Consider the following 26,804-nt stretch of genomic DNA (forward strand, 5'->3'; position numbering starts at 1 on the left):
TCGACCCGGGACCCCGCTTCTTCTTCTCGCACGGTTGGAGAGAAGCGGGGCCCCGGATCAGGTCCGGGGCGACGGCGGAGGGGCAACCTCCCTCCGCGAGCCTTACTTCTTCTTGCGCGCGCGCTTCGGGGCGGCGGACGCGGCGGTGTCTTCCTCCTCGTCGTGTTCCTCTTCACCCGCCTCGGTCAGCGCTTCGCCGAGCGACTTGAGCTTGTCCTGCGACTTCTCGGCCTTGTCGGCGATCTTGGTCGTCGCCGCGCCGAGCCGGTGGAGCAGGGCGTGGACGCGGTCGGCATCCGGCTCGTCCTTCTCGAGTTGTTTGCGCAGCGATCCGAGGTCGCGCAGGATGCCCTTTGCGCCGGGCGTATCGAGGTCGGCGAGCGCAGCCTCCCAATCCTCGATCATGTCGACGCCCTTGGAGGGCTTGGTCTCGTCGAGCCCGCGATTGATCGCGTTCATGGTTCCGGCGAATTTCACGGCCATCGGCTGCTTCCTTTCGTGGGAGAAAAGTCCCGGGCAGCGAACGAGGTGGCGAACCGCTTGGCTCCCTGATGCAGATCAATCTAGAAGATAAAGATTTCCACTCGCGGCATGTGTCAGTCGCGTGTCGCTTCGATGACGACGACCGTCACCCAATCGTCGTCACGCTGACACCTCGCCGTCGCACAAGGGTCGCCGTCCCAAGGCCCCAGCGGGGCTCCTCAGCGAAGGTAAGCGGCGGGAATGACAGCGACGATGACGACGGCCGGCGTGGCGCTGGCCTATGATCGGTGGGCGCCGGTGTACGATCTGGTGTTCGGCCCGGTATTTCGACAGGGACGCGCGGCGGCGATCCGCGCGGCGGACCGGATCGGCGGGCGCATTCTGGAGGTGGGGGTCGGCACCGGCATCTCGCTGCCGCAATATGCCACCACCAGCCGCGTGACCGGCGTCGATATTTCGGAGGACATGCTCGACAAGGCGCGGGCGCGTACGCGGCGGTTAAACCTGCCGAACGTCGACGCGATCCGCGTCGGCGATGCCGAAGCGCTGGATTTTGCCGACGAGTCTTTCGACGTCGTCGTTGCGCAATATGTGGTGAGTGCGGTTGCCAACCCGCGGCGTGCGCTGGATGAATTCGCGCGTGTCTGCCGGCCTGGCGGCGAGATCATCATCACCACCCGCGTCGGTGCCGAGCAGGGGTTGCGCGGCGGGATCGAGCGCGCGCTGATGCCGATCACCGAGCGGCTCGGCTTCCGCACCGACTTCCCGTTCGCGCTCTATACGGACTGGATCGCGACGCGCAGCGACGTGTCGCTGACCGAGCGGCGTGCGATCCCGCCGCTCGGACATTTCTCGCTGGTCCGCATCGCCAAGGAGAAGGCATGATGCCGTCGCTTCGCAAGCTCCGTTTCGAGGATGAACAGGGCAATCCCGGATTTCGCGCGCAGCTGAAGGAGCAGCGCTGGGACGATCATCGTTATTACCATCACGATCTGATCAACCAGAGCCTGCATTTCGTCAGCGCGTGCACGTTCATCACCGCTTATGCGCTGTTGTTCGTCGATGCCGCGCTGGCCAGCCTGCTGGCCTGGGGCGTCGCGATGACCAGCCGGCAGGCCGGGCATTTCTTCTTCGAGCCCAAAGACTATGACGAAGAGAATGGCGTCACCAACGAATATAAGGAAGAGGTGAAGGTCGGCTACAATCTGATGCGCAAATATGTGCTGATGGGATTGTGGCTGGCGATCCCGGTGGTGCTGGCGCTGTTCCCGACGTTGTTCGGTGTGCTGGAGCGGCCGGACGGGGCGATGGACTTCCTGCGCCATGTCGGGTTCGGGTGGCTGTTCTTCGGCGTTGCGGCGATCCTGTTCCGCGTCGGGCAATTGTGGATCGAGCGCGATCTGGAGACCGGAATCGTCTGGGCGACCAAGATCGTCACCGATCCGTTCAGCGACTTCCGCCTGTACCGCACCGCGCCGGCGAAGTTGTTGAAGCACGGGCGCAGCGACGACACGCACGCGGCGGCGTGAACGGGGGCGGGGGCTTCCGTTTGCCCCCGCCCGTCCGTCATTCCCGCGAAGGCGGGAATCAAGACGCGCGGTGACTGGTGAGGTTCGGGACGGTGGTTGGCACCGTCTCGATAGAGCCGTTACGACATGGGTTCTGGATCCCCGCCTGCGCGGGGATGACGATGGTGGAGGGCGAGAGGGCAGGGCTTCTTCGTCACCCGCCCCGCAGGCGAGCACCGAACGACTCCTTCAACGCCTGCCGCTTCAATTGCTTGTTGGTCGCAACCGGCCCGTCCCACCAGCCGTCGGCCCGCATCGCCTGCCCGGCCGAGACGATCCGCGCGGCGATGTCGTCGAACAGCGCGTCGTCGATGTCGAGGCTGAAGATCAGCCGCCCCGTGCCGACCCATGACAGCGCCAGCCCCTCGGCGCGGAGGTAATATTGCAGCATCCAGTTATAGCGCGACGGGCGGGTGTAGAGGATCGTCCACACCGTCTCCAGATGCGCGACCGACAGCGGCAATCCGGCCTCCGCGAGCAACGTGTTGAGCCGTGCGGCGCGTGCGTTCCATCGCTCGGTCATGCCCTCGTACAGCGCCTCGATCGCCGGCGTGTCGAGCCGGCGCAGGAAGGCGTCGGTCGCGGCCATGACATAGGGGTGCGCATTGAAGGTCCCGCGGGCGAAGCAGATGTCCACCGGGCGATCGTCGCGCCAGCGCTTCATCAGCGCCGCACGGCCGGTCAGCGCGCCGATCGGCAACCCGCCGCCCAGCGACTTGCCCCAGACGATCATGTCCGCGTCGATATCCCACGCCCGCGCGACGCTGCCGGGCGCGAGGCGGAAGCCCATGAACACCTCGTCGACGATCAGCACGATGCTATTGGCACGGCACGTATCGGCGAGGCGGCGGAGCCACGCGATGTACGCGGGCAGGTCCGCGCCGGCCGTTCGAGCGCTGTCTACCAGCTGGCTGTCGGACGGTGCGCCGACGTTCGGATGGAGCGCCTGCAACGGATTGACCAGCACGCAGGCGATGTCCTTGCGCCGGGCGAGCACCGCCAGCGTCTGTTCGGATTGGTCGGCGAGCGTCAGCGTATGGTCGGCGGGAACGGGGTTGCCGATCCCCGGCTGCACGTCGCCCCACCAGCCGTGATACGCGCCCGCGAACCGCACCAGCCGGCGCTTGCCGGTGTGGTAGCGCGCGAGCCGCACCGCCTGCATCACCGCCTCGGTGCCGGACATATGGAACGACACCTCGTCGAGCCCCGACAGTGCGCGCAGCCGGCGGACGTTGTCGGCGACGACCGGGTGATAGCTGCCCAGCACCGCGCCGAGCGGCTCGGCCACGTCGAGCGCCTCGCGCATCGTCGCCTTGTAGAAGTCGTTGCCGAACAGGTTGACGCCATAGCTGCCGGTCAGGTCGATGAAGCGGTTGCCGTCGAGGTCGGTCAGCCACGCGCCGTCCGAGCGCGCCATGAACGCGCCGACGGGCAGGTGTTCGCGCACCGTCGCTGCGAAGGGGAAGGGTACGCGGTAGCGGCCGGTGAATTGCAGGTCGGACAGCCCTTCGCGCGTCCCGGCGGTCAGCGCGAGCGTCTTGGGAAAGCGTTCGGCATAGAGCGCGGCGAGGCGCTCGAAGCCGGCGCGGCGGCGTGCGGCGACAGCGGCGTCGCACGCGTCGGCGCGGAAGAAGCGTTCGTCGACATGCGCGTAATACGGGATCTGCCCGGCGAGGCGCTTGGCCATGCGAACGTGGCCGCCGGGGCCGGGATGCTTGGCGCGCGACAGCGCGAGCCGCTCGCGGCCCTTGGTGGCGGCGAACAGGGTGCCGGCGACGAGCCCGGCGACGGCGGCGAGGGTCTTTTTCTCCATAGCGCCACTACGCGCGCCGCGATGACGCAGGTGTGACAATGCGAAGCGGACTGATGCGCGTGCTGATGCAGGAGGACCTCAATTTCCTGCTGACCAACCGCTTGCCGCGGCGCTGGGCGACGAAAATGGTCGGGCGGATCGCGGCAATCGAGCATCCGCTGGTCGCCAGGCCCGCATTGGCGGCGTGGCGGTTCTTCTGCGACGTCGACCTGCGCGATGCCGAGACCACGCGCTTTTCGAGCTTGCGCAACGGGTTCATCCGGCGGCTGCGCGCGGGAGCGCGGGTGTTCGCGGCGGGCGAGGGCGTGGTGGCGAGCCCGTGCGATGCGATCGTCGGCGCGCATGGACGCGTCGAGGACGGGCGGCTGTATCAGGTGAAGGGCTTTTCGTACCGGCTCGACGAACTGGTGCCCGATGCGGCGCTGGCGGCGCGATTTGCCGATGGGTGGTTCGTGACGCTGCGGCTGACCGCGGGGATGTACCATCGCTTCCATGCGCCCGCCGATCTGACGGTGGAGGCGGTGACCTATCAGTCGGGCGATTGCTGGAACGTCAATCCAATCGCGTTGCGCCGCGTCGAGCGGCTGTTCTGCCGCAACGAGCGCGCGGTGATCGAGGCACGCGGGGCGGCCGGGCGCGAGCTGCTGCTGGTGCCGGTCGCGGCGATTCTGGTGGCGAGCATCCGGCTGACGTTCCTTGATACCGAACGGACGTTGCGCGAGCAGGGGCCGGGACGGCGCGCGTGCGACGTGGCGGTGCGCAAGGGGGCGGAGATGGGGTGGTTCGAGCATGGCTCGACGATCGTGATGTTTCTGCCGGAGGCGGCGCGGCTGCGGGAGGGATTGCAAGAGGGGCAGGCGATCCGCGCGGGGGACGCGATCGCTGAGTGGTGAGGGGTTCCTGTCCTTCCTCGTCGCCCCGGACTTGATCCGGGGCCCCGCTTCTTTCTGGTGGCCGAGGCAAGAAGAAGCGGGATCCCGGATCAAGTCCGGGATGACGGTTACGCCGCGGGCAGCGTCAGCGTCACCAACAGGCCATGCGGCGCATTCTCCGCCAGCGTCACCGACCCACCATAAAGCGCCGCCAGTTCCGCGACGATCGGCAGCCCGAAGCCGTGGCCGTCGCCGCGCTCGTCGAGCCGCGTGCCGGGTTGCAGCACCTGCGCGCGCGCGGTGGCGGGGATGCCGGAGCCGTCGTCGGCGATCGTCACCGCGACACTGCGCCCGTCGCGGTGCGCGGCAACGACGATCCGCGACGCGGCGTGGCGCGCGGCATTGTCGAGCAGGTTGCCGAGCAATTCGTCGAGGTCCTGCGCATCGACCGCGACCGCAATGTCGTCCGTGATCTCGCGTACGATCGTCAGCGGCGGGCCGTCGTGAAGCCGCTCCACCACCACCGCGATGTCCGCAACCGCATGCGCGAGCGGCGTAGCGACGCGGCGGTTGACCGCGGCGGCGCGCGCACGGGCGAGATGGTGGCGAATCGTGCGGTCGATCCGCGCGACGGTCGCGGCGAGGCGCGGCTGGTCGCGCAGGTCGATCGCCAGCGCGGCGACCGGGGTCTTGAGCGCATGGGCGAGATTGGCGGCCGAAGCGCGCGCGGTCGCGAGTGCGGCGGCATTGTCCACGGTCAGTGCGTTGAGTTCGCTCGCCAGCGGCGCAAGTTCGGCGGGCTGGTCTTCGTCGACCTGCTCGCGCGCGCCGATGCGGATCGCCGCGACCTGTTCGCGCAGCCGGCGCAGCGGGCGCAGCGCGATGCGGAGCTGGACGAGCAATGCGCCGGTCAGCAACGCCGCGACGCCGGCGAGCGCCATCAGCAACGGCGTGAGCGCGCCCTCGATCGGCCGCGCGATCACGTCACGAGGTGCGGCGGCGGTCAGCGTCACGTCGCCGCGGCGAGTGGTGAGCGTGATCGTGCGGGCGTGGAGCGTCCCGCCGTCCGCCGCTTTCGCCTCCACCGGGTGTGGCCCGGGTGGGGCGGGCGGCGCGGGTGGCGCCGGCGGGGTGGGCGGTCCCGCGGGTGGGGCAGGAATGTCGGCGGCTCCGATCGCGCCGTCCGGTCCCTTGATCTGCCATTGCCAGCCGGGGTCGCTGCCGAACGCCGCCGCCCGCTGCGTCAATCGCGTGCGATCGACACGCCCCTCACCGTCGACGACCGAGGCGAGCACCAGCAGTTGCGCATCGAGCCGACGGTCGAGCCCCTCGGTCACGAACCGCCCGAGCAGCCCGGCCATCACCGCTCCCGCCAGCACCAGCGCCAGCATCGTCGCCGCCGCCGACACCAGCAGCATCCGGGCCTGCAGCGAACGCGGCAAAAGCCGGCTCATGCCGGGCACACCAGTCGATAGCCGCGCCCGCGCACCGTCTCGATCAGCGTCGCGCCGATCTTCTTGCGCAGTCGCCCGACGATCACCTCGAGGCTGTTCGAGTCGACATCGGCATCGCCTTCGTAGACGCGCTCCAGCAGGTCGAGCCGCTCGATCACCGCGTTGCGATGGAGCATCAGCTGCGACAGCACGCGCCATTCGAAGGCGGTGAGCTTGAGGGGCAAACCGTCGAGTTCGAACACGCCGGTTTGTGTGTCGAACGAGAGCGGACCGCACGCAACCAGTGCCTGCGCATGGCCAGCCGCACGGCGCATCAAGGCGCGGAGCCGCATCACCAGTTCCTCGACGCGGAACGGCTTGACGAGGAAGTCGTCCGCGCCGGCCTTGAACCCGGCGACCTTGTCCGACCAGCCATCGCGCGCGGTGAGGATCAGCACCGGCAGGTCGCGGTGCGCGTCGCGCCACGCCTTGAGCACCGAAATGCCGTCGCGCCCCGGCAGCCCGAGGTCGAGCACTGCGGCGTCGAACCGCTCAGTTTCGCCGAGATGCGCGGCGTCGATGCCGTTAGCGGCAAGGTCGACCGCAAAATTCTCCTCGCGCAGCGCGCGCGCGATCGCCGACCCGAGATCGCGGTCGTCCTCGACCAGCAGGATACGCATCGTGCCCCTTTCTTCGTGTGTGCGTGAACCATGTCCCCTTTGGTCATCCCGGACTTGATCCGGGATCCCGCTTCTTGCCACCGTCGCTGAAAGCGGGGCCCCGGATCAAGTCCGGGGCGACGGGGAGGTGCAGGTGCTTCCTGCTGTCTTCCGCCCTATGCCGATCGCTTAAACCGAAACTGAACGATCCGGTTCAGCGCGGGTGCCAGGGGGCGCGCCTAAACATCGCTCATCAACCCGAAGAGGAGTGAGTGATGAAAGCTTCGATGATCCCGCATCTGTCGCGCGGGCAGCGTATTGCGCTCGGTGGTGCCGCCTTGCTGGCGATGGGTGCCGCCGGTGGTGCCGGCGCGGTGCAGCTGACGCGTCCGAGCGTCGAGATGGCGCCGACCGTGCCGACCGCGATCGCCAAACTGCCTGCCACCAGCGGCATCGTGACGGTGCGTGGGCGCGTCGCGGGTGTCTATGGCACGCGCTTTCTGGTCGAGGATGCCAGTGGGCGGACGCTGGTCGACGCCGGGTCGGGCGCGGGCTCGCTGACCAAGGGCGCGCCGGTGCTGGTGCAGGGCCGCTTCGACGACGGGCAGTTGCGGGCGCGCTTCCTCGCCGATCAGGGCGGGGTGCGCGAGGTCGGCGCGCCGCCGCCTCCGCCGCCCCCGCCCGCGCCGGGGGCTGGCGCACCGCCGCCTCCGCCGCCGGGAGCCGGTGCGCCGCCGCCCCCTCCGCCCGGCGCGGGTGCTCCGCCGCCTCCGCCCCCGCCGGGCGCTGGCGCACCGCCGGCTCCGCCTGCACCGGGCGCTGGTGCTCCACCGCCCCCGCCCGCACCGGGCGCCGGCGCGCCGCCGCCGCCACCGGTGAACGGGCAGGTGACGCCCGCGCCGGTCGCGCCGCGCGCGTGATCGAACCGGGGGAGCAGCGCCACGCGCGCTGCTCCCCTTTTCGCGCGTCAGGCGGTTTCGGGGACCGGCGTCAGCGCCGCGCCGGTGTCGAACCAGCTGATGAGGTTATCGACCACCAACTGCCCCATCGCCGCGCGGGTCTGTTCGGAGGCCGAACCGAGGTGCGGCAGCAGCACGACATTGTCCATCGCGCGCAGCTCGGCAGGGACGTGCGGCTCGTCGGCATAGACGTCGAGCCCGGCGGCGAGGATCGTCCCCGTGCGCAGCGCGGCGATCAGCGCCGGCTCGTCGGTGACGCTGCCGCGTGCGACGTTGATGAAGATGCCGTCCTTGCCCAGCGCCTCCAGCACCTCTGCATTGACCAGATGGCGCGTCGACGCGCCGCCCGGCACGATGGCGATCAGCACGTCGCAGGCTTGGGCGAGTGCGACCGGGCTGTCGTGATAGGCATAGGCCACGTTGTCGCGCCGGGTCCGCTGGTGATAGGCGATCGCGACATCGAACCCTTTCAGCCGCCGCGCAATCTGCTGCCCGATCGCGCCCAGCCCGAGGATGCCGACCGTCCGCCCGCGCAGCGTCGGGGAGAGCGGGAAGGGGGCCTGCTCCCACTGCCCCTCGCGCACGTAGCGATCCGCCTGCGGCAGGCGCCGGATCGTCGCGAGCAACAGCCCGAGTGCGAGGTCGGCGACCTCGGCGTCCAGCACACCGGGGGTGTTGGTGACCATGATCCCGCGCGCCGCCGCCGCCCGCGCGTCGATATTGTCATAGCCGACACCGAAATTGGCGACGATCTCCAGCGCGGGCAGCCGGTCGAACAGCGCGGCATCGACCCGGCCGGCAAGCGTATTGGCGGCCATCCCGCGGATCGTCGGCCCGTGTTCCGCCAGATAGGCATCGGCGTCGGGCTGCTCCCACAACCGGTGCAGCGTGAAGCGTGCTTCGAGCGCGGCGATCACCGCGCCGGGCATCGGGGCGGGCATGAGGATATGTGTGTCGGTCATGCCCGCCGGTGTAGCGGCTCGTGCGCTGCGCGTCAGCCGGCCGGGCGCGCGCCGGGCGTACCGCATTTGACGAACTTTCCATTCGCGCCCTTGCAGCGCGTCGCCTTGGCGGGCGGGCATTTGACGAATTTGCCGGTCTTCGGGTCCTTGCACGGCGCGGCGGCGACGGGCGGAGCCATCAGCGTCAGCGCGGCGGCGACGGCGAGCAGGCGGAACATCGGACACCCTCCAGCCCGACGATCGGGCACAATCGAGGTTAAGGCCTTCTTTCTGCGACGGAAAGAGGAAGGGCTTGTCCGCTCAACGGTTTAGCGACGATATGCTGCGCGACAATGAGAAGGAGGGGCAAGATGCGACTGATCCTGTGTGCGGGCGTGGCGGCGTTGTTGGCGGGCGGCGTGGCGCAGGCCGAGCCGGCGAAACTCGATCCGAAGACAGTGATCTACGAGCTGCGCACTTACTATCCCGCGCCCGGCAAGGCGGCGGCGCTCAACGCGCGCTTCCGTGAGCATACGCTGGGGCTGTTCGCCAAGCATGGCATGACCAATGTCGCCTATTGGAATGAGATCCCCACCGATGCCGCGCCCGAGGGGCGGGTGGTCTATGTGCTCGCCTATCCCAGCCGTGCGGCGCGCGAGGCGGACTGGGCGGCGTTCGGCAAAGACCCGGAGTGGCAGAAGGTCGTCGCCGCCTCCGAGGCGGCGGGCAAGCTGGTGACGAAGGTCGACAGCGTGTTCATGACCGCGACGGATTATTCGCCGCCGATCCTTCCGAAATGATCGTCACCCCGTCATTGCGAGCGGAGCGAAGCAATCCAGGGCCGGATCAGGACGCCCTGGATTGCCGCGCTACGCTCGCAATGACGATCAGGCCGCGCCGCCCGGCTTGAGCAGGTCGAGCACCGCCGCGGTCATCGCGGTCGCGCCGGTGGTGACGACCGCCTGCGGATCGACCTTGAACAATGGCGAATGGTGCGAAGGGATCGGCGGTCCACCTTTCGCGGCGGCATCGAACGCCGCCTGTTGCGTGCCGCCGACCGCGAAATAATAGCCCTTGATGCCGTATTTGGGCTCGATGAACGCGGCGAAATCTTCCGCGCCCATGCCCTTTTGCTGGAACGGGATCACCTTGTCGGCGCCCAGTGTCGTCGCCATTACCGCATTGAGCCGGCGTGCCAGCGCGGCGTCGTTGACCGTTGTCGGCGTGCCCTCGATCACGGTGACGACCGGCAGCTTGTCGGCGGGCATCCCGTTAAGCTCGCCGATGCCGCGCGCGACGCGCCGGATACCGGCGAGCAGTTGCGCGCGCGTCGCTTCGTCGTTGGCGCGCACGGTCACCTGCAATTTCGCCTGATCCGAGATGATGTTGTGCTTCAGCCCGGCGTGGAAGCTGCCGACGGTGATGACCGCCGGGCGCAGCGGCTGGCGCTCGCGGCTGACCAGCCCCTGCAGCGCGATGACCAGCTGGCTGGCCATATAGACCGGGTCCTTGCCCGCCTGCGGGCTCGCGCCATGCGCCCCGATGCCGGGGACGATGATGTCGACGCTGTCGGACGAGCTGTACTGGATGTCCTCCGACGCCGAGACGGTGCCGGCCAGCCCTTCGGAATTTGAGTGATAGGCCAAAGCGTAGTCGGGTTTGGGGAAGCGCGTGTAGAGCCCGTCCTTGACCATCGCCGCTGCGCCGCCGACGCGTTCCTCGGCGGGCTGGACGACGAAGACGACCGTCCCGGCCCAGCGGTCCTTCAGCGCCGCCAGCCGGCGCGCGGTCGCGACCAGCCCGACGATGTGCGTGTCGTGCCCGCAGGCGTGCATCACCGGCGCTTCGACCCCGTCGATGCCGACCTGCCGCACGGTGCTGGCATTGGCGAGCCCGGATTTCTCCTCGACCGGCAGCCCGTCCATGTCGGCGCGGACCAGCACGACCGGACCGTTGCCGTTCTTCAGCACGCCGACCACGCCGGTGCCGCCGACCTTTTCGGTCACCTGCACGCCTTTGATTGCGCGCAGTGCCGCCGCCATCTTTGCGGCGGTGCGTTCTTCCTTGAACGACAGCTCGGGGTGCCGATGGAAGTCGTCCCACATCGCGGCGAGCGACGTGTCGTAATCGGCGCGGATCGCCGCGGCATAATCGGGCTCGGCGGACGCGGGCGGCGCGAACGCGCCCAGCGCGGCGGCGGCGAGAAGCAGATGACGCATGGCAAGACCCCCTTGTTTTCCGCAGCCTAGGGTCTGCGTCCGGTCACAACAAGCGATCGTGTGCGCCGTCGACCGTCATTGCGAGCGGAGCGAAGCAATCCAGGGCCGGATCAGGACGCCCTGGATTGCTTCGCTACGCTCGCAATGACGAAGGCGCGTCAATTACATCCGCAGCGTCGCCGACAGATAGAAGCTGCGACCGTAGAAGCTGCTCTCCTGCCAGATCGACGGATTGTTGTTGTAATAGGCTTCCTCGCGGCTGTTGTTGAGGTTGATGACGCCCGCCGCGAAGCTGAGATAATCGGTCGGGGTGAAGCCCGCCGACAGATCGAATTGCGTGCGGGCGCGCACCGTATGGCCCTCGGTCGCGAAGAAGCTGTCGGCGCCATTCTGTTCGTAGGAGCTGCGGTAATTGGCCGACAGCCGCAGGCTGAACAGCCGGTTTTCCCAATAAGGCGTGATGTTCGCGGTGTTCTTCGACAGGTTGCGCACCGTGAAGCCGGTGCCGATCGCCACCTTGGTCGGGATCACGCGCGTGTAGTTGGCGAGCAAGCCGAAGCTGTCGACCGGCAGCCAGCGGTCGAACGACTGGTTCCAGCTCACCTCGACGCCGCGAATGCGGATCGTGCTGGGGTCGTTCGAGGTCTGCGTGATGTCCTGACCACACGGTACGGTGGTCTAGCTTCCTCTGCTCAGGAAGGCACTAGGCTGCCAGGCTGAGGACGGCGCGCCAAGGCTTATGTCGTGACGCACCAGTCGCTTTCCGCTGTCATTTCGGGTCGACCTTGAACTTCGCTTTGCCAAACGCGGAGTCTTCGGGTCAGGTACGGAACATGGCGACGGTCACCGCCCCAGCGCCGCCGCCGCGCGCGCGCGGGCCTCGATTTCGGGCAGCGTGCCCTCGGTCACCCAGCTGCCGCCCACGCACAGCACTGGCCCGATCGCCAGCCAGTCGGGCGCGCTCGCCTCGGTGATGCCGCCGGTCGGGCAGAACTTGCACTCGTAGAAGGGCGCGGCGAGCGCTTTGAGCGCCTTCACCCCGCCGCTGGTTTCGGCCGGGAAGAACTTGAAATGCTCCAGCCCCATGTCGAGCCCGCGCATGATGTCGCCCGCGGTCGCGACACCCGGCAGCCACGGGATGCCCGCCTCGAGGATCGCCTCGCCGGTCTTCGCCGACAGGCCGGGGGAGACGATGAACTCGACGCCCGCATCCTTGACCTGCGCGACCTGCTCGGTCGACACGACCGTGCCCGCGCCGACGATCGCACCGGGCACCTGACGCATCTCGCGGATCGCGTCGAGCGCGGCGGGGGTGCGTAGCGTCACCTCCAGCACCTTCAGCCCGCCCGCGACCAGCGCCTCCGCGAGCGGACGCGCCTGCGCGGCGTCGTGGATGACCAGCACCGGGATGACAGGGCTGGTGCGCATGACGGTTTCGATGTTGCTCACGATTGATGCTCCTGCGCGAAGGCGGCCGCGGCGCCGAACAGGCCCGGCTGCGGATGGGTGATGAGCTTGACCGGGATCGCCGACATCAGCGACTGGAACCGGCCCTTGGCGACGAAGCGCTGATCGAAGCCCGAGCGCAGCAACTTGTCCTTGATCCGCAGGCCCAACCCGCCCGCGATCACGACGCCCTTCGCGCCATGCGCCAGCGCGAGATCGCCCGCCACCGCGCCCAGCGCGAGGCAGAAGCGATCGAGCGCCGCGAGCGCGATCGAATCGGTGCCCTCCAGCGCCTCGGTCCAGATCGCCTTGTCATCCTTGTGGATGTAGGCGCGGCCCTCCAGCTCGGCGAGCGTCTCGTAGATCGCGACGATCCCCGGCCCGGCGACGATCCGCTCGGCGGACACGCGGGTATAGGTCTTGCGCAGCCGCTTGAGCAACGCATCCTCGATCCCGTCGAGCGGGGCGTAATCCATATGCCCGCCCTCGGTAGGCAGTACGCGGTAGCGGCCGTCCTGCTTGTAGACCTGCGCGACGCCCAGCCCGGTGCCGGGACCGCAGACCGTCGTGACGCCGTCCTTCGGCAGCGGCGCGTCAGGGCCGCACAGATGTTCGAAATCGCCCTCCGGCAGCTGCCCCACCGCATGGCCGATCGCGCCGAAATCATTGATGATCGTCCAGGTCGATGCGCCGAGCCGTTCGGGGATCAGCGACGGGCGGATCACCCACGGGTTGTTGGTCATGCGGATCACGTCGCCGGTGATCGGCGAGGCGACCGCGATCGCCGCCGCATCGGGCAAGGTTCCGCCCATCCGCTCGCGGAACGCCTCATAGGCGGTCTGGAGGCTGGCGTGCTCGGCGGTCTTGAGCGTGGTGGGTGCACCAAGCGAGACGACGTGCCCGGCCTCGACCTCCGCGATGGCGAAGCGCGCGTGCGTGCCCCCGATATCGACCGCTACGACCTGCATAAACTTACTCCCTCTCCCCGGTGGGGAGAGGGCCGGGGTGAGGGGTTGCCGCTGGCGTTCCCCTCGGTGAGACCCGAACCCCTCTCCCAACCCTCTCCCCACAGGGGAGAGGGCTTAAACATCAAAGTCCCGCGCCGGCCAGCACCGCGCTCGCGCCCTTTTCGGCCTCATCCGCCAGTCCGCGGAACATGCCGAACAATTCGCGGCCCATGCCGCTGGCTGGCGCCGGGGTCGGTGCCTGTTCGCGCGCCGCCCATTCGTCGGCGGGCACCAGCGCCTCCAGCGTCCCCGCCTCGGCATCGACGCGGATCAGGTCGCCGTCGCGGATCAGCCCGATCGCGCCACCGCGTCCGTTCAGACCAGGCAGAGCCTCCGGCGAGCAATGGATCGCGCACGGCACCTTGCCGCTCGCGCCCGACATCCGCCCGTCCGTCACCAGCGCAACCTTGAACCCACGGTTCTGAAGCACGCCGAGCGGCGGGGTGAGCTTGTGCAGTTCGGGCATACCGTTGGCACGCGGCCCCTGGAAGCGGACGACGACGACCACGTCCTGCTCCAGCTCGCCGTTCTTGAACGCCTCGATCACCTCCAGCTGGTCGGCGAAGACGCGCGCGGGGGCCTCGACGATCCAGCGCTCGCGCTCGACCGCCGACACCTTGATGCACGCACGTCCGATATTGCCCTGCAGGATCCGCATCCCGCCGTCGGGCGAGAAGGGCGCGGTCGCCGGGCGGAGGATCGTTTCGTCGCGGCTGTCGCCCGCCGGCATCCACGTCAGCGCGTCGCCGTCGAGCGTCGGCGCGGCGGCGTAGGCGGTCAGGTCGTCGCCTGCGACCGTCATGATGTCGCGGTGCAGACAGCCGCCCGCCAGCAATTCCTTGATGACATAAGGCATTCCGCCCGCGGCCTCGAAGCCGTTCACGTCGGCCGAGCCGTTCGGATAGACGCGCGCGATCAGCGGCACCGCCGCCGACAGCCGGTCGAAATCCTCCCAGTCGATCACGATCCCCGCCGCGCGCGCGATCGCGGGAAGGTGGAGCAAATGGTTGGTCGACCCGCCGGTCGCCAGCAGACCGACCGCGGCATTGACCACCGCCTTCTCGTCGACGCACGCGCCGAGCGGGCGGTAATCGTCGCCGTGCGCACCGATCTTCGCAAGCCGGTGGACCGCGGCGCGGGTCAGCTCCTGCCGCAGCTTGGTGCCCGGATTGACGAACGCCGCACCCGGCATGTGGAGGCCCATCACCTCCATCATCATTTGGTTGGTGTTGGCGGTGCCGTAGAAGGTGCAGGTGCCCTGCGTATGGTAGGCGGCGATCTCCGCCTCTAGCAGCTCCTCGCGCCCGCAATCGCCGGTCGCGAACCGCTCGCGCACCGCCGCCTTCGCCTTGTTGGGGAGCCCCGAGGGCATCGGACCGCCGGGGATCAGAATCATCGGCAGATGGCCGAAGCGCAGCGCGCCCATCAGCAGCCCGGGCACGATCTTGTCGCAGATGCCGAGCAGCGCCGCACCCTCGAACGTGCCGTGGCTCAGCGCCACCGCGGTCGACAGCGCGATCGTGTCGCGGCTGAACAGCGACAGCTCCATCCCGGCATAGCCCTGGGTCACGCCGTCGCACATCGCGGGCACGCCGCCCGCGACCTGCGCGGTCGCCCCGGCCTCGCGAGCCCAGACCTTCATCTGCTCAGGGTAACGATAATAGACCGCATGCGCGGACAGCATGTCGTTGTACGCGGTCACCAGCCCGATGTTCATTGCCTGATGCTGCGTCTTCATCGCCTCGCGGTCTTCGGGCGTGCCGGCATAGGCGTGGGCGAGGTTGGCGCAGCCGAGCCGCGGACGGCCGATCCAGCCCTGCCGCTCGCGTTCGATCAGCGAGAGATACGCCTGCCGCGTCGGGCGGCTGCGCTCGATGATCCGGTCGGTGACGGCGCTGACGGCGGGGTTCATGATCTTGCGTCCTCGTCTTGCCGGGGGCGTTCCCGGCAATCATGGCCTTCAATGAAGGCCGTAGCGGCAGTCTTTGCGACAGCATCGTTCGCGGGACAAGGGCTGGAACTTGCTGCGATTGATCCACATCCACCCCCGTTCGCCCTGAGGTGCCGTTGAGCCTGTCGAAACGGCGTCTCGAAGGGCCGGTGCTTCGAGACGATGCTTCGACAAGCTCAGCATCTCCTCAGCACGAACGGTGTGGGAGCGACGTCGATCGGCTACGCCGCCCAGTGGATGTCGACGGGCAGTTCCGCATCGGCCAGCACGCGCCCGATCGGATAGGGCGAGCCGGCGCCCTCCTTGATCGCATCCTCGATCACCTTGCGCTTGGCGTCGCCGGTCACCGCGATCATCAGCGCGCGGGCGGTGACGATCCCCTGCCGGGTCAGCGTGACGCGCGCGACCGGCGCCTCGGGCGGCAGCGGATCGGGCATGACGCCGATCGCGCGACGTTCCTTCGGTCCGTTGAGCGCCTCGTCGTAATCGGGGCCGGGGAAGATCGACGCGGTATGCCCGTCGCCGCCCACACCAAGGAGGCACAGGTCGAGCGGCCAGTGCAGGTCCTGCATCAGCGCGTCGGCCGAGCGGCCCGCAGCCTTGTAATCGTCGGTCGCCTTCGGGACGATCGGCATCACGCGCGCGCCCTTGGGGATGAAGATCTTGCCCAGCGCGGTGACGTTCGACAGCGCGTCGCCCAGCGGCACGATCCGCTCGTCGCCGGGGATGATCGTCACGCGCTTCCAGTCGAGCTTGGCCTTGGCCAGCTTCTCATAGGCGGGCAGGGGGGTCTTGCCGCCCGCCAGCGCGATCACCGCCGAACCGCGCGCGTCGATCGCGCTTTCGATGACGAACTGGATATCGCCCGCGACCGCATCGGCCAGCTCGGCGGCGTCGTCATATTCCCACCATTCGATTTCGGTCATGTGCTTTCCAGTCTTCCGTTCGTGGTGAGGAGAGGCTGAGCCCGTCGAAGCCTCGTCTCGAACCACCATGTCCTTCGAGACGCCGCTTCGACTTCGCTCAGCAGCTCCTCAGGACGAACGGGGAAGGCATTTTTGTCCTTCCCCTTGTCCCATCAATCGTCCTGCCACGTCACGTTATCCCGCTCGGTCAGCGCGATCGCGCCGGCCGGGCCCCAGGTGCCCGCGGCATAATGTTTGGGCTTGGTCTGGTTCGCGGCCCAGCCGGCGCGGATCGCGTCGATCCAGCGCCACTGCGCCTCCACCTCGTCGCGGCGCACGAACAAGGTCTGGTCGCCCTCGATCAGGTCGAGCAGCAACCGCTCATAGGCGATCCGGCGACGCTTGCCCGCGAACTCGGCGTCAAGGCTGAGGTTCAGCGGCACTTCGCGCAGGCGAACGCCGTCGCGGTCGAGGCCCGGCTCCTTGGTCATCACCAGCAGCTGGACATATTCCTCCGGCTGGAGGCGGATGATCAGCTTGTTGGGCTGGAGCATCCCGCCGCGCCCCGAGAACATCGAGTGCGGCACCGGCTTGAACTGGATCGCGATCTCGCTGCGGCGCTTGGCCATGCGCTTGCCGGTGCGCAGGTAGAAGGGCACGCCCTGCCAGCGCCAGTTGTCGATATGCGCCTTGATCGCGACGAACGTCTCGACGTCGCTGTCGTAACCCAGCTCCTCGTCGTAACCGCGCACGACCTTGCCGCCGACCGCGCCCTCTTCATACTGGCCGGTGACGGTGTTCTGCTGTACCTCGGTGGGCTCGATCTTGCGCATCGAGCGGAAGACCTTGGCCTTTTCGTCACGGATCGCGGTGCCGTCATACAGCGCCGGCGGCTCCATCGCGATCAGCGCGACCAGTTGCAGCATGTGGTTGGCGACCATGTCACGCAGCGCGCCCGCGCCTTCGTAATAGCCGGCGCGATCCTCCAGCCCGACCGTTTCGGCGATCGTGATCTGGACGTTGTCGATGCCCTGCGCGTTCCAGATCGGCTCGAACATCGAATTGCCGAAGCGCAGCGTCAGGATGTTCTGCACCGTCTCCTTGCCGAGATAATGGTCGATGCGGAAGATACGGTCTTCGGGGAAGACCGAGGCGACGGTGTCGTTGATTTCCCGGCTCGATTCAAGATCGTAGCCCAGCGGCTTCTCCAGCCCGATCCGTACCGTCTCACCGGCCAGACCGACGCTCTGCAGCCCCTTGACCGCCGGCTCGAACAGCGACGGCGCGGTTGACAGATAGATGGCCAGGCCGCCCGACACGTCACCGATCTTGTCCGCCAGCGCCTGAAATGTCGTCGGGTCGGACAGGTCGACCGGCTGGAAGAAGATCCGCGCGAGGAACGACGACAGCGCGCTTTCGTCCTTGCGGTCGGCCGGCAGGAACTCGTCCAGCGCCTTGTGCGTCGCCTCGCGGAACTGGTCATCGGTCAGGTCGCCGCGCGCCGAACCGGTGATCGTCAGCCCCTCGGGCAGCAGCCCGTCGGCGTGCAGGCCGTACAGCGACGGCAACAGCATCCGCTTGGCGAGATCGCCCGTCGCACCGAACAACAGCAGCTTGCCGACCGGGTTGCGCTCCAACTCGCGTCTCCTTCTTACAGGGTCAGGCCGGCAACGGGATCGAGCCCGGCCATGATGTTCAGATTCTGCACCGCCGCGCCCGCCGCGCCCTTGCCGAGATTGTCGAGCGTCGCGATCAGCAGCGCCTGCCCGGCAGACTCGTTGCCGGTCACGCGCAGCGTCATCCGGTCGGTATTGGCGTCGTCCTCGATCCGCACTGTCGTCACCGCCTCGTGTGCGAAGCGGACGACGCGGTTGCCGTCATAGGCGCTGGCCAGCACCTCGGCGACATCGGTCAGCGTCGCGCGGCGCGTCAGCTGCGCCAGATGCAGCGGCACCTGCACGACCATCCCGCGATAGGCGCGCGCCACCGCCGGCTGGAAGATCGGCGCATGGGTCAGCCTGGCGTGGCGGCGCATCTCGGGCGCATGCTTATGCGCCAAGCCCAGCGCATAGGGGCGGAAGGCGGTGTTCGTCTCGCCGCCTTCGAACTCGGCGATCATCGCCTTGCCGCCGCCCGAATAACCCGAGGTGGCGTTGACGCTGAGCAGCGCGTCGGCGCCGAGCAGCCCGGCGCGCACCAGCGGGCGGACCAGCGCGAGGAACCCGGTCGGGTAACAGCCGGGATTGCTGACGAAGCGCGCGCCCGCGATCCGCTCCGCCTGATCGGGCTCCAACTCGGCAAAGCCGTAGGTCCAGCGATCCGCAGTACGGTGCGCGGTCGAGGCGTCGACGGTGCGGGTGCGATCGTTGGCGATCATCGCCACCGCCTCGCGCGCGGCATCGTCGGGCAGGCACAGCACGACATAATCGGCGTCGTTGATCGCTTCGCGCCGCGCCGCCTCGTCCTTGCGGCGCGCCTCGTCGAGCGTAACGAGCGTGATGTCGCGCCGCGATTCGAGCCGCTCGCGAATCTCGAGCCCGGTGGTGCCGACCGCACCGTCGATAAAGACCTTGACCGTCATTGCGGCTGCACCGCATCGGCGTCGAGATAGCCGACCATTCCGTTTTCCACAGCAATCCCCCAGGCGACCCCGCCGGTCAGGTCGAGCAGATCGAACGCCGCGCCCGCCGAGAGCGTGGCGAGCGGCGCGGCCGTCCGCTCGCGTGTCTCGCGCAACACCGCCTCGCGCAGCAACGTGCGACGGAGCGGCGCGGCGTAATGCGGTGCGAAGACGCGATCGGCGAGCCGGACGTCCGCAATGTCGGGGCGCACTGCATGAGTTCGCGGATCGAGCACGCGCGACCGGCCGGTGAGCGCAAAGCCGCTACGCTCGGGCCGCATCCCCGGTGCCGTGGGCGCGAACGGCGGCAGGGACGGCGTCCCCTTCGCCGATGAACTGGCCGAACTCTTCAAGAAAATCTGCCCCTTCGGTCGTGCGGGCGACGAAGATATTGCGTTTGTCGCTATCGTCGCGTTGGCGGCGCAGATAGCCCAGCGCACCCAAGCGATTCAAGGCGCGCGTCACGACCGGCTTCGACACGTTCAATATGCGCGCCAACCCGCGCACGGTGTGCGGCCCCGGCCGCAGGTAAACCACGAGTAACAGTGCCATCTGACGATTGGTGAGGTCGGGCTCGCCCGAGCGCACGTAATCGACCAGCGCATTCATCCACGAACTCAGTTCGGGTTGAGCCAATGTTGCCACGTCCTCGTCCCGCATCGAAAGAAGGCCGGATCATCCCGGACCTGTCGATGGATTAACGCCCGCTTGCACCGCTGGTTTCAGCTATGTCATGAATTTGGCACGCCCCTTGTCCCGCGGGGGCCGGGCGGTGCGGTTGATCCCGGCGCGCCGCTCCCCTATGTGGCCGGTGATCGGGGGCCGCCGCATGGCGACCGCCGGCCCATTCTCGCTTCGGAATCGCGCCCAGCCCATGTTCACCTTCCTGATCGTCCTCCAGGCCATTATCGCGGCGGCGCTCGTCACCGTGATCCTGATGCAGCGGTCGGAAGGGGGCGGCCTGACCTCGTCGGGCAGCCCGTCGGGGCTGATGTCGGCGCGCGGTGCGGCCGATTTCCTGACGCGCGCCACTTCGGTGCTCGCGGGGCTGTTCATCCTGATGAGCATCACGCTGGCGTTCCTCGCCGCCAGCCGCGGCGCGGTGTCGGTCGACACCTCGCTCCAGCGGCGCGCGCCGGCCGCGCAGACGCAGGCGCAGCCGCCGGTCGCGGCGCAGCCGGCGCCGGCGACCGCGGACAATGCCGTCGCCCCGGCGCCAGCCGACAACGGCGTGCCGCTGGCGCGCTGATCGCGACAATATCGTCGTTTCGTCGCGCGCGGGCTTCCCGCGCGCTTGCCCTTTTGCGCATTTGAAGGTTAGGGGTTGCGTCCCATGGCGCGGTACATTTTCATCACCGGCGGCGTGGTTTCCTCGCTCGGCAAGGGTCTCATGGCGGCGAGCCTCGCGGCTCTGTTGCAGGCACGCGGCTATCGCGTGCGCATCCGCAAGTTCGATCCGTATCTCAACGTCGATCCGGGCACGATGAGCCCGTATCAGCACGGTGAGGTGTACGTGACCGACGACGGTGCGGAGACCGATCTCGATCTCGGCCATTACGAGCGCTTTACCGGCGTTTCGGCGCGCCAGTCGGACAACGTCACCAGTGGCCGCATCTACAAGACGATCATCGAACGCGAGCGGCGCGGCGACTATCTCGGCGCGACGGTGCAGGTGATCCCGCACGTCACCGACGCGATCAAGGCGTTCGCACGCGCCGAAACCGACGATCTCGACTTCGTGCTGTGCGAGATCGGCGGCACCGTTGGCGACATCGAGTCGCTGCCGTTCATCGAGGCGATCCGTCAGCTTAAGAACGAGGTTGGGCGTGGCAATGCGATCAGCATCCACGTGACCCTGGTGCCGTATATCGCCGCGGCCGGCGAGCTGAAGACCAAGCCCACCCAGCATTCCGTTCGCGAGATCGCCGCGCTGGGCGTGCAGCCCGACGTGATCGTCTGCCGCTGCGAACAGCCGCTGCCCGAATCGGAGCGCGCCAAGATCGCGCTGTTCTGCAACGTCCCCGAAAGCGCGGTCATCCCCGCGCTCGACGCCAAGAGCATCTATGCGGTGCCGCTCCAGTATCACGGCGAAGGGCTCGACTCGGAAGTGCTGCGCGCCTTCGGGATCACCCCGTCGTCCGCGCCCGATCTCAGCCGCTGGGAAGAGATCGTCGAGCGGCTGATGCACCCCGAGGGCGAGGTGACGGTCGGCGTGGTCGGCAAGTACGTCGGCCTGCAGGACGCGTATAAGTCGCTTAACGAGGCGCTGGTCCACGGCGGGATCGCCAACCGGGTCAAGGTCAACATTCGCTGGATCGACGCCGAATTGTTCGAGGGTGACGATGACGGCGAGATCGCCGCGCATCTCGAGCCGTGCCACGCGATCCTCGTCCCTGGCGCGTTCGGGTCGCGCGGGGCAGAGGGCAAGATCGCCTCGGTCCGCTTCGCGCGCGAGCACAACGTGCCCTATTTCGGGATCTGCTTCGGGATGCAGATGGCGTGCGTTGAGGGCGCGCGCGATCTCGCCGGGATCACCGCCGCATCCTCCACCGAATTCGGGCCTACCGAGGAGCCGGTCGTCGGGCTCATCACCGAATGGATGGGCGAGCGCGGGCTTGAGAAGCGGGCCGAGAACGGCGATCTGGGCGGCACGATGCGGCTCGGCGCCTATCCGGCGGCGCTGGCCGGCAACAGCGTGGTCGGCTCGATCTACGGCGGCGACTCGATCAGCGAGCGTCACCGTCACCGCTATGAGGTGAACACCGCCTATCGCGAAGCGCTGGAGAAGGGCGGACTGGTGTTTTCCGGCATGTCGCCCGACGGTACGCTGCCCGAAATCGTCGAGCGCCCCGACCACCCGTGGTTCGTCGGCGTGCAGTTCCACCCGGAACTGAAGAGCCGGCCGTTCGAGCCGCACCCGCTGTTCGCCAGCTTCATCGCGGCGGCGGTGAAGCAGAGCCGGCTGGTTTAAAGCTCTTCCGTCGTTGCAAGCGTAGCGAAGCAATCCAAGGCCGGATCAGGACGCCTTGAAGCCGATCGACGTTCAATGCTCGTATGCTTTCTTCGTCATCCCGGACTTGATCCGGGATCCCGCTTCTCGCTTAGGCGGCCAAGAAGAAGCTGGGCCCCGGATCAAGTCCGGGGCGACGAACGAGGGGATGTCCTGATCGCAACCGACGACGGCCCGGCGCGAAGGGCATGAATGTCGATCGGCTCTGAGTTGCTTCGCTGCGCCCGCAATGACGAAGTGCCCACCCATTGCTTACCGCTTACGTCCACGTTAACCTTCCGTTTACAAAGATAAATGGGAGGATGGCATGATCGGACGGGTGGCGACGCTGCTGTGCGCGGCGGCGATGACGGTAGCGCTTCCGGCAGCGGCGCAGACGAATGTGGCGCCGTTCTCTTCGCTGACGGTGTTCGGTGACAGCCTTGTCGACGCGGGCAATATCCGCAAGCTCGGCCTCGGCGCCGATCCGGCGCTGGGCTATGTCGACGGTCGGTTCACCAACGGGTACGATTATACCGACCTGCTGAGCCTGGCGATGTACGGCACGCCAACCGTGGCGTCGCTGAACGGCGGGACGAACTACGCCTATGGCGGCGCGCGCGCCACCGCCACCACCCCGGTGCCGGACGCGCTGGAACAGGTCGCGCTCTACAAGGCCGCGCTCGACAAGGGCGGGAAGGTCGATCCCAATGGCTTGTACGTTCTGAACTTCGGTGGGAACGACGTGTTCGCGGCGGTCAAGGGTGCGGACGCCGGCGTGTCCGATCCCGACGCCTTCCTGCTCGCGGCGGCACAGAATTACGCGGCGGCGGTCGACGCGCTCAACAAGCTAGGCGCGCGCAACATCCTGCTGACCGGCTTCCCGGTCGCGACGGAGGGCACGCCGCTCGCCTATTCGATCAAGGCCGAGATCGATCTGGCGCAGGAACTGGCCAAGCTCAATCTGGCGGCCGATACCCGTTTGATGCGCTACAGCTATCTCGATTTCTTCCAGCGCGTGCAGGCCAACCCCAGCGCCTTCAACCTGCCGAACCCGCTGATTCTCCCGCAGGACAAGAAACCGCTGACCACCTGTCAGGGCGCGGCGGCCTTCCCGGCGTGCACCGGCTATTTCTCGTTCGACGGCATCCACCCGACCGCCGCGATCCATCAGGCGCTGTTCGCGGACATCAACGGCAAGTTCGGTTTCGGGCTGACCGCCGTGCCGGAGCCGACGACCTGGGCCATGCTGGTGCTGGGCTTCGCCACCGTCGGCGCTGCGCTCCGCCGCGATCGTCGGCGGCGCGTGGTCGCCTGAAAGTACGGCAGAACCGACCTCAAACACTGATCGTCATTGCGAGCGAAGCGAAGCAATCCAGGGTCGGACCAGGACGCCCTGGATTGCTTCGCTTCGCTCGCAATGACGGATAGACCGGGCCAGCAGCCGCTCGATCCCGATGAAACGAGGCCGACAAAGGAAAAAAGGAAAGGCGCCCGAGCCTTGCGGCCCGGACGCCCCCACCGGCGTCTCGAAAGGGAGCAAAGAGACGCCGATCCCGATCAGGCGGCCTGTGCTTCGTCGGTCGCCTTTTTCTCGACTGCGGTCAGCGGCGCACCGGTCTTGATCGCGATGCTCTTCGGCTTCATCGCCTCGGGCACCTCGCGGACCAGATCGACCACCAGCAGACCGTCGTTCAGTCGTGCGTCCTCCACGAACACGAAGTCGGCCAGTTCGAACCGCCGCTCGAAGCTGCGGTTGGCGATGCCGAGGTGGAGGAACTGGTTGTTGTCCGCCTTGTCGTCCTTCTTGCCGGTCACCAGCAACAGGTTCTGCTGCGCGACGATCTCGATCTCGTCACGGCTGAACCCGGCGACGGCCAGCGTGATGCGGTAGCGGTCGTCCGCCACGCGCTCCAGGTTGAACGGCGGGTAATTTTCCGCAGCACTCCGGGCGTTGGCCTCGATGAGGTCGAACAGCCGATCGAAACCGATCGTGGAGCGGCGATAAGGGGTCAAATCGAAACGCATCGTCAAATCCTCCAATGAGCTATTTGAAAGCGGCGTCCGCTGTTGCGCGACGCCTGTTTCGTGCAGCCCGGTGACCGGCACCGCACGAGCCTGAATTTGGGGCCGATGCGAAGCGTTTCAAGGGGTCGACAAACCCCTACTTTGTTGATGGAGTATTGGAGGTGCCGCAAAGAGCCGGTTCGAGAATCAAAAGGGGTATCTGCATGTCCGTTACGCTCGCTCTGCTTCTGGCCGCCCAGGCGACGGCGCAGCAGCAACCGCCCGCACCGGTGGTCATCGGAGAGCGGGAAGCGGTGCCGAGCACGCCGGGCGACCCTGACCGGACCGAGGAGCAGGTGCAGCGCAGCTCCGCCGCCTCCGACGTCGTCGTCACCGCGCGGCGGCGTGCCGAATCGGCGCAGAACGTGCCGATCCCGATCTCAGTCGTCGGGGTGAAGGAGCTGGACGCCACCGGCAGCTTCAACGTGCAGCGGCTCCAGCAACTCCAGCCGACGCTGCAATTCTATTCGACCAATCCACGCAATTCCTCGGTCAACATCCGCGGGCTCGGCGCGCCGCTCGGGCTCACCAACGACGGGATCGAGCAGGGCGTCGGCATCTATATCGATCAGGTCTATCTAAGCCGCGTCGCGGCGGCGACGCTCGACTTCCTCGACGTCCAACAGATCGAAACGCTGCGCGGGCCGCAGGGGACGCTTTACGGCAAGAACACCGTCGCCGGCGCGATCAACATCACCAGCAAGGCACCGAGCTTCACGTTGCAGGGCCGCGCCGAGGTGTCGGTCGGCAATCTGGAGTTCAAACAGGCCAAAGCGTCGATCTCGGGCCCGCTGACCGACAATGTCGCGATCCGGCTCGGCGTGTCGACCACCAGCCGCCGCGGCACGATCTACAACGTCGCGAGCAACCAATACGTCAATGCGCAGGACAATCTCGGTATCCGCACCGCGATCCTGTGGAAGGCGACCGACGATCTCGATCTGACGCTGTCGGGTGATTACTCGCGCCAGAACCCGAATTGCTGCGCGCAGATCTTCGTGCGCGTCGGCCAAACGCAGCGTCCGCTCAACCGCCAGTTCGACCTGCTCGCCGCCGCGCAGGGCTATGAACCGCCCAGCCGCAATCCGTTCGACCGGCTGACCGATCTCGACGCGAAGCTCAGCGCGCGCAACCAGCTCGGCGGGCTGTCGCTGCGCGGCGAGCAGCGGCTGGGCGAGGGGACGCTGACCTCGATCACGGCCTATCGTTTCTGGGACTGGCTGCCCGCCAACGACCGCGACTTTACCGGGCTGCCGATCACGACGCTGTCGCAGAACCCGACGCGGCAGGACCAATATACGCAGGAATTCCGCTACGCCGGCAAGGCCGAGCATTTCGATTACGTGCTGGGGCTGTTCGGTTTCTACCAGACGATCCACACCACCGGCACGCAGCGGCAGGGCCCGGCGGCGAGTCGCTGGCTCATCAATCCGTCGAACGCGCTGTCGCGCGACCCGTCGGTGCTCAACGGCCTGACCGCCGCCAACGACATCCGGCTGAAGAACTTCTCGGGCGCGATCTTCGGCAAGCTCAACTGGAACCTGACCGATGCCTTCACGCTGTCGCCGGGCGTGCGCCTGAATTACGACGACAAGACCGGCAGCTATGTCAGCGTCGTGCGCGACGGGCAGGGCAATCTCGTCCCCGCGACCGGCGGCAATGCGCGACAGGCGGCGCAGCGCGACGCGATCCAGCCGCAGGAATTCCGCGATCAGAAGTTCCGCGAATGGAACGTCTCCTATGATCTGACCGCGTCGTACAAGCCGTCGCGCGACGTGCTGCTCTACGGCACCTATGCGCACAGCTTTAAATCGGGCGGGCTCAACCTCAACGGCGTGCCGGTGGTGAACGGCGTGGTGCAGACGCAGCTGGCGCAGGTCGCGCCGGAAAAGGTCGACCATTTCGAGCTGGGCGCGAAGTCGCAATTCTGGGATCGCAAGGTCACGTTCAACGTCACCGGCTTCTGGACCGAGATCAGCGACTATCAGGCGGTGGTCAACAACAGCTCGACCTCGACGCTCCGCGGGTATCTCGCCAATGCCGGCAAGGTGCGGGTGCGGGGTGTCGAAGCCGACTTTTCGGTACGGCCGAGCGACCGCTTCAATCTCTACACGAACGGCGCGTTCACCGATCACAAATACGTCGACTTCAAGAATGCCCCGTGCCCGCCGGAATTGTCGGGCGGCGGGAGCGGCGCGACGATCGGTGCGCCGGGGCAGGCGGGCACCAACAGCCCGGTCGTGTGCGACATCTCGGGCCAGTGGCTGCCGGGTATCTCGAAGTTCGCCTTCTCCTATGGCGGCGAATATAATTTGCCGGGCGAGGTGTTCGGCAAGTCGGGAGAGGCATATCTCGGCGTCGATGCCAATTCGCGGACCAAGTTCTCGTCCAATGCCTCGCGGTCGATCTATACCGACGTGAACGGCTATACGCTGGTGAACGCCCGGCTAGGGTTCCGCACCGACAGCGGGGTCAACGTGTTCGGCTGGGTGCGCAACCTGTTTGACGCCGAATATTACGAGGTGCTGGCAACGACGCCGGGCAATACCGGGCTGATCGCGGGCAATGTCGGCGATCCGCGGACCTATGGTGTGACGGTCGGGTTCGGGTTCTGACGCTTCACACCGTCGCCCCAGACTTGATTCTGGGCCCCGCTTCTTCTCGACAGAAGTAAGAAGCGGGATCCCGGGTTAAGCCCGGGATGACGGAGGTTGTTATTTGAATATACCCCGGCGGAGGCCGGGGCCCAGTTGGAAAGGCTCTGCCGGATAACGCGCCGCGCCATCCCAGCGCCGACGGCAAAGCCGCCGGCGTGACGTCGGACGGGATCGGCTACGCCGACCCGCCGGCCGTTTGGCGCGCTGCTCGCTTC

Annotated in this window: 25 protein-coding genes and 1 pseudogene; 9 read left to right on the plus strand and 17 right to left on the minus strand. The window is 67.6% G+C overall.

Annotated features, from left to right (window positions below; genetic code table 11):
• Positions 1-102 precede the first annotated feature (102 nt).
• Positions 103-483, minus strand: coding sequence for a hypothetical protein (locus SPHPH_RS0101865; RefSeq protein WP_028965163.1), 381 nt, complete (start codon positions 481-483; stop codon positions 103-105).
• 252 nt (positions 484-735) lie between these two features.
• On the opposite strand from SPHPH_RS0101865, the gene SPHPH_RS0101870 reads away from it, so the two are divergent.
• On the plus strand, positions 736-1,368 hold the full coding sequence (locus SPHPH_RS0101870; protein ID WP_028965164.1) for a class I SAM-dependent methyltransferase: 633 nt from the start codon (positions 736-738) through the stop codon (positions 1,366-1,368).
• On the plus strand, positions 1,365-2,012 hold the full coding sequence (locus SPHPH_RS0101875; protein ID WP_238302806.1) for a hypothetical protein: 648 nt from the start codon (positions 1,365-1,367) through the stop codon (positions 2,010-2,012). Before SPHPH_RS0101870 ends, SPHPH_RS0101875 begins: the two co-directional genes overlap by 4 nt.
• A 193-nt stretch (positions 2,013-2,205) precedes the next feature.
• Here SPHPH_RS0101875 and SPHPH_RS0101880 read toward each other — a convergent pair whose 3' ends face one another.
• Positions 2,206-3,864 carry an aminotransferase class III-fold pyridoxal phosphate-dependent enzyme gene (locus SPHPH_RS0101880; protein ID WP_028965166.1) on the minus strand — a complete coding sequence of 553 codons (1,659 nt, stop codon included), beginning with the start codon at positions 3,862-3,864 and terminating at the stop codon, positions 2,206-2,208.
• 53 nt (positions 3,865-3,917) lie between these two features.
• Here SPHPH_RS0101880 and asd point away from each other — a divergent pair, with 53 nt between their 5' ends.
• Positions 3,918-4,757: an archaetidylserine decarboxylase gene (gene asd, locus SPHPH_RS0101885; RefSeq protein WP_202900626.1), complete on the plus strand. Its 840-nt coding sequence runs from the start codon at positions 3,918-3,920 to the stop codon at positions 4,755-4,757.
• Between the two features lie 107 nt (positions 4,758-4,864).
• Here asd and SPHPH_RS0101890 read toward each other — a convergent pair whose 3' ends face one another.
• Together SPHPH_RS0101890 and SPHPH_RS0101895 are read right to left on the minus strand one after the other, a co-directional pair.
• Positions 4,865-6,190 carry a sensor histidine kinase gene (locus tag SPHPH_RS0101890; protein ID WP_037487886.1) on the minus strand — a complete coding sequence of 442 codons (1,326 nt, stop codon included), beginning with the start codon at positions 6,188-6,190 and terminating at the stop codon, positions 4,865-4,867.
• On the minus strand, positions 6,187-6,849 hold the full coding sequence (locus tag SPHPH_RS0101895) for a response regulator transcription factor (RefSeq protein ID WP_028965169.1): 663 nt from the start codon (positions 6,847-6,849) through the stop codon (positions 6,187-6,189). The genes SPHPH_RS0101890 and SPHPH_RS0101895 overlap by 4 nt, the downstream gene beginning before the upstream one ends.
• Positions 6,850-7,103: 254 nt before the next feature.
• On the opposite strand from SPHPH_RS0101895, the gene SPHPH_RS20330 reads away from it, so the two are divergent.
• On the plus strand, positions 7,104-7,748 hold the full coding sequence (locus SPHPH_RS20330) for a hypothetical protein (protein WP_051272784.1): 645 nt from the start codon (positions 7,104-7,106) through the stop codon (positions 7,746-7,748).
• A gap of 47 nt (positions 7,749-7,795) precedes the next feature.
• Here SPHPH_RS20330 and SPHPH_RS0101905 read toward each other — a convergent pair whose 3' ends face one another.
• Both SPHPH_RS0101905 and SPHPH_RS0101910 read right to left on the minus strand, forming a co-directional pair.
• Entirely contained in the window at positions 7,796-8,749 is a 954-nt protein-coding gene (locus tag SPHPH_RS0101905) for a 2-hydroxyacid dehydrogenase (RefSeq protein ID WP_028965170.1), read from the minus strand.
• A 32-nt stretch (positions 8,750-8,781) separates the two neighbouring features.
• Entirely contained in the window at positions 8,782-8,967 is a 186-nt protein-coding gene (locus tag SPHPH_RS0101910) for a hypothetical protein (RefSeq protein WP_028965171.1), read from the minus strand.
• A gap of 132 nt (positions 8,968-9,099) precedes the next feature.
• On the opposite strand from SPHPH_RS0101910, the gene SPHPH_RS18640 reads away from it, so the two are divergent.
• On the plus strand, positions 9,100-9,528 hold the full coding sequence (locus SPHPH_RS18640; RefSeq protein WP_037487890.1) for an NIPSNAP family protein: 429 nt from the start codon (positions 9,100-9,102) through the stop codon (positions 9,526-9,528).
• Positions 9,529-9,615: 87 nt separating this feature from the next.
• On the opposite strand, the gene SPHPH_RS0101920 is transcribed toward SPHPH_RS18640, so the two are convergent.
• The 10 genes and pseudogenes from SPHPH_RS0101920 to SPHPH_RS0101965 all read right to left on the minus strand — a co-directional run bounded on the left by SPHPH_RS0101920 (position 9,616) and on the right by SPHPH_RS0101965 (position 19,485).
• On the minus strand, positions 9,616-10,947 hold the full coding sequence (locus SPHPH_RS0101920) for an amidohydrolase (RefSeq protein ID WP_028965172.1): 1,332 nt from the start codon (positions 10,945-10,947) through the stop codon (positions 9,616-9,618).
• 162 nt (positions 10,948-11,109) lie between these two features.
• Positions 11,110-11,604: pseudogene (locus SPHPH_RS0101925) on the minus strand (TonB-dependent receptor domain-containing protein); the annotation flags it as partial.
• A gap of 186 nt (positions 11,605-11,790) precedes the next feature.
• Positions 11,791-12,396 (minus strand): bifunctional 4-hydroxy-2-oxoglutarate aldolase/2-dehydro-3-deoxy-phosphogluconate aldolase, encoded by a 606-nt coding sequence (gene eda / locus SPHPH_RS0101930; protein ID WP_028965174.1) that lies wholly within the window; start codon positions 12,394-12,396, stop codon positions 11,791-11,793.
• The gene (gene glk / locus SPHPH_RS0101935; RefSeq protein ID WP_028965175.1) at positions 12,393-13,361 is read right to left on the minus strand and encodes a glucokinase; all 969 of its coding nucleotides are present in this window, start codon (positions 13,359-13,361) and stop codon (positions 12,393-12,395) included. The genes eda and glk overlap by 4 nt, the downstream gene beginning before the upstream one ends.
• Positions 13,362-13,482: 121 nt before the next feature.
• Positions 13,483-15,312: a phosphogluconate dehydratase gene (gene edd / locus SPHPH_RS0101940; protein WP_028965176.1), complete on the minus strand. Its 1,830-nt coding sequence runs from the start codon at positions 15,310-15,312 to the stop codon at positions 13,483-13,485.
• 260 nt (positions 15,313-15,572) lie between these two features.
• Positions 15,573-16,277 (minus strand): 6-phosphogluconolactonase, encoded by a 705-nt coding sequence (gene pgl, locus SPHPH_RS0101945; protein WP_028965177.1) that lies wholly within the window; start codon positions 16,275-16,277, stop codon positions 15,573-15,575.
• Positions 16,278-16,429: 152 nt separating this feature from the next.
• Positions 16,430-17,893 carry a glucose-6-phosphate dehydrogenase gene (gene zwf / locus SPHPH_RS0101950; protein ID WP_028965178.1) on the minus strand — a complete coding sequence of 488 codons (1,464 nt, stop codon included), beginning with the start codon at positions 17,891-17,893 and terminating at the stop codon, positions 16,430-16,432.
• Positions 17,894-17,907: 14 nt separating this feature from the next.
• On the minus strand, positions 17,908-18,837 hold the full coding sequence (gene argC / locus SPHPH_RS0101955; RefSeq protein WP_028965179.1) for an N-acetyl-gamma-glutamyl-phosphate reductase: 930 nt from the start codon (positions 18,835-18,837) through the stop codon (positions 17,908-17,910).
• Complete coding sequence (locus SPHPH_RS0101960) at positions 18,834-19,157, minus strand: SH3 domain-containing protein (RefSeq protein ID WP_238302807.1); 324 nt, start codon at positions 19,155-19,157, stop codon at positions 18,834-18,836. Before SPHPH_RS0101960 ends, argC begins: the two co-directional genes overlap by 4 nt.
• Entirely contained in the window at positions 19,141-19,485 is a 345-nt protein-coding gene (locus SPHPH_RS0101965) for a MarR family transcriptional regulator (RefSeq protein ID WP_028965181.1), read from the minus strand. The genes SPHPH_RS0101960 and SPHPH_RS0101965 overlap by 17 nt, the downstream gene beginning before the upstream one ends.
• Positions 19,486-19,750: 265 nt before the next feature.
• Here SPHPH_RS0101965 and secG point away from each other — a divergent pair, with 265 nt between their 5' ends.
• The 3 genes from secG to SPHPH_RS21515 all read left to right on the plus strand — a co-directional run bounded on the left by secG (position 19,751) and on the right by SPHPH_RS21515 (position 23,183).
• Positions 19,751-20,125, plus strand: a complete 375-nt coding sequence (secG, locus tag SPHPH_RS0101970) for a preprotein translocase subunit SecG (protein ID WP_028965182.1) — start codon at positions 19,751-19,753, stop codon at positions 20,123-20,125.
• A gap of 84 nt (positions 20,126-20,209) precedes the next feature.
• Positions 20,210-21,847 (plus strand): CTP synthase, encoded by a 1,638-nt coding sequence (locus SPHPH_RS0101975; RefSeq protein WP_028965183.1) that lies wholly within the window; start codon positions 20,210-20,212, stop codon positions 21,845-21,847.
• Positions 21,848-22,193: 346 nt separating this feature from the next.
• Entirely contained in the window at positions 22,194-23,183 is a 990-nt protein-coding gene (locus SPHPH_RS21515; protein ID WP_028965184.1) for an SGNH/GDSL hydrolase family protein, read from the plus strand.
• Between the two features lie 242 nt (positions 23,184-23,425).
• Here SPHPH_RS21515 and SPHPH_RS0101985 read toward each other — a convergent pair whose 3' ends face one another.
• Entirely contained in the window at positions 23,426-23,893 is a 468-nt protein-coding gene (locus tag SPHPH_RS0101985; RefSeq protein WP_028965185.1) for an Hsp20 family protein, read from the minus strand.
• 203 nt (positions 23,894-24,096) lie between these two features.
• Here SPHPH_RS0101985 and SPHPH_RS0101990 point away from each other — a divergent pair, with 203 nt between their 5' ends.
• The gene (locus tag SPHPH_RS0101990) at positions 24,097-26,547 is read left to right on the plus strand and encodes a TonB-dependent receptor (RefSeq protein WP_081668439.1); all 2,451 of its coding nucleotides are present in this window, start codon (positions 24,097-24,099) and stop codon (positions 26,545-26,547) included.
• The last annotated feature ends 257 nt before the right edge of the window (positions 26,548-26,804 follow it).

It is taken from the genome of Sphingomonas phyllosphaerae FA2, from assembly GCF_000427645.1.
Lineage (GTDB): Bacteria > Pseudomonadota > Alphaproteobacteria > Sphingomonadales > Sphingomonadaceae > Sphingomonas > Sphingomonas phyllosphaerae.

What these genes read in the sequence shown, in the direction of transcription:
- SPHPH_RS0101895 (WP_028965169.1), bottom strand. Translation starts at nt 6,849, where the DNA reads ATGCGTATCCTGCTGGTCGAGGACGACCGCGATCTCGGGTCGGCGATC.
- SPHPH_RS0101975 (WP_028965183.1), top strand. Translation starts at nt 20,210, where the DNA reads ATGGCGCGGTACATTTTCATCACCGGCGGCGTGGTTTCCTCGCTCGGC.
- SPHPH_RS0101870 (WP_028965164.1), top strand. Translation starts at nt 736, where the DNA reads ATGACGACGGCCGGCGTGGCGCTGGCCTATGATCGGTGGGCGCCGGTG.
- SPHPH_RS20330 (WP_051272784.1), top strand. Translation starts at nt 7,104, where the DNA reads ATGAAAGCTTCGATGATCCCGCATCTGTCGCGCGGGCAGCGTATTGCG.
- SPHPH_RS0101990 (WP_081668439.1), top strand. Translation starts at nt 24,097, where the DNA reads ATGTCCGTTACGCTCGCTCTGCTTCTGGCCGCCCAGGCGACGGCGCAG.
- SPHPH_RS0101960 (WP_238302807.1), bottom strand. Translation starts at nt 19,157, where the DNA reads ATGCGGCCCGAGCGTAGCGGCTTTGCGCTCACCGGCCGGTCGCGCGTG.
- SPHPH_RS0101905 (WP_028965170.1), bottom strand. Translation starts at nt 8,749, where the DNA reads ATGACCGACACACATATCCTCATGCCCGCCCCGATGCCCGGCGCGGTG.
- SPHPH_RS0101880 (WP_028965166.1), bottom strand. Translation starts at nt 3,864, where the DNA reads ATGGAGAAAAAGACCCTCGCCGCCGTCGCCGGGCTCGTCGCCGGCACC.
- SPHPH_RS0101865 (WP_028965163.1), bottom strand. Translation starts at nt 483, where the DNA reads ATGGCCGTGAAATTCGCCGGAACCATGAACGCGATCAATCGCGGGCTC.
- SPHPH_RS0101890 (WP_037487886.1), bottom strand. Translation starts at nt 6,190, where the DNA reads ATGAGCCGGCTTTTGCCGCGTTCGCTGCAGGCCCGGATGCTGCTGGTG.
- SPHPH_RS0101920 (WP_028965172.1), bottom strand. Translation starts at nt 10,947, where the DNA reads ATGCGTCATCTGCTTCTCGCCGCCGCCGCGCTGGGCGCGTTCGCGCCG.
- SPHPH_RS0101985 (WP_028965185.1), bottom strand. Translation starts at nt 23,893, where the DNA reads ATGCGTTTCGATTTGACCCCTTATCGCCGCTCCACGATCGGTTTCGAT.
- pgl (WP_028965177.1), bottom strand. Translation starts at nt 16,277, where the DNA reads ATGACCGAAATCGAATGGTGGGAATATGACGACGCCGCCGAGCTGGCC.
- SPHPH_RS21515 (WP_028965184.1), top strand. Translation starts at nt 22,194, where the DNA reads ATGATCGGACGGGTGGCGACGCTGCTGTGCGCGGCGGCGATGACGGTA.
- edd (WP_028965176.1), bottom strand. Translation starts at nt 15,312, where the DNA reads ATGAACCCCGCCGTCAGCGCCGTCACCGACCGGATCATCGAGCGCAGC.
- SPHPH_RS0101875 (WP_238302806.1), top strand. Translation starts at nt 1,365, where the DNA reads ATGATGCCGTCGCTTCGCAAGCTCCGTTTCGAGGATGAACAGGGCAAT.
- glk (WP_028965175.1), bottom strand. Translation starts at nt 13,361, where the DNA reads ATGCAGGTCGTAGCGGTCGATATCGGGGGCACGCACGCGCGCTTCGCC.
- secG (WP_028965182.1), top strand. Translation starts at nt 19,751, where the DNA reads ATGTTCACCTTCCTGATCGTCCTCCAGGCCATTATCGCGGCGGCGCTC.
- asd (WP_202900626.1), top strand. Translation starts at nt 3,918, where the DNA reads ATGCGCGTGCTGATGCAGGAGGACCTCAATTTCCTGCTGACCAACCGC.
- SPHPH_RS0101910 (WP_028965171.1), bottom strand. Translation starts at nt 8,967, where the DNA reads ATGTTCCGCCTGCTCGCCGTCGCCGCCGCGCTGACGCTGATGGCTCCG.
- SPHPH_RS0101965 (WP_028965181.1), bottom strand. Translation starts at nt 19,485, where the DNA reads ATGAATGCGCTGGTCGATTACGTGCGCTCGGGCGAGCCCGACCTCACC.
- argC (WP_028965179.1), bottom strand. Translation starts at nt 18,837, where the DNA reads ATGACGGTCAAGGTCTTTATCGACGGTGCGGTCGGCACCACCGGGCTC.
- SPHPH_RS18640 (WP_037487890.1), top strand. Translation starts at nt 9,100, where the DNA reads ATGCGACTGATCCTGTGTGCGGGCGTGGCGGCGTTGTTGGCGGGCGGC.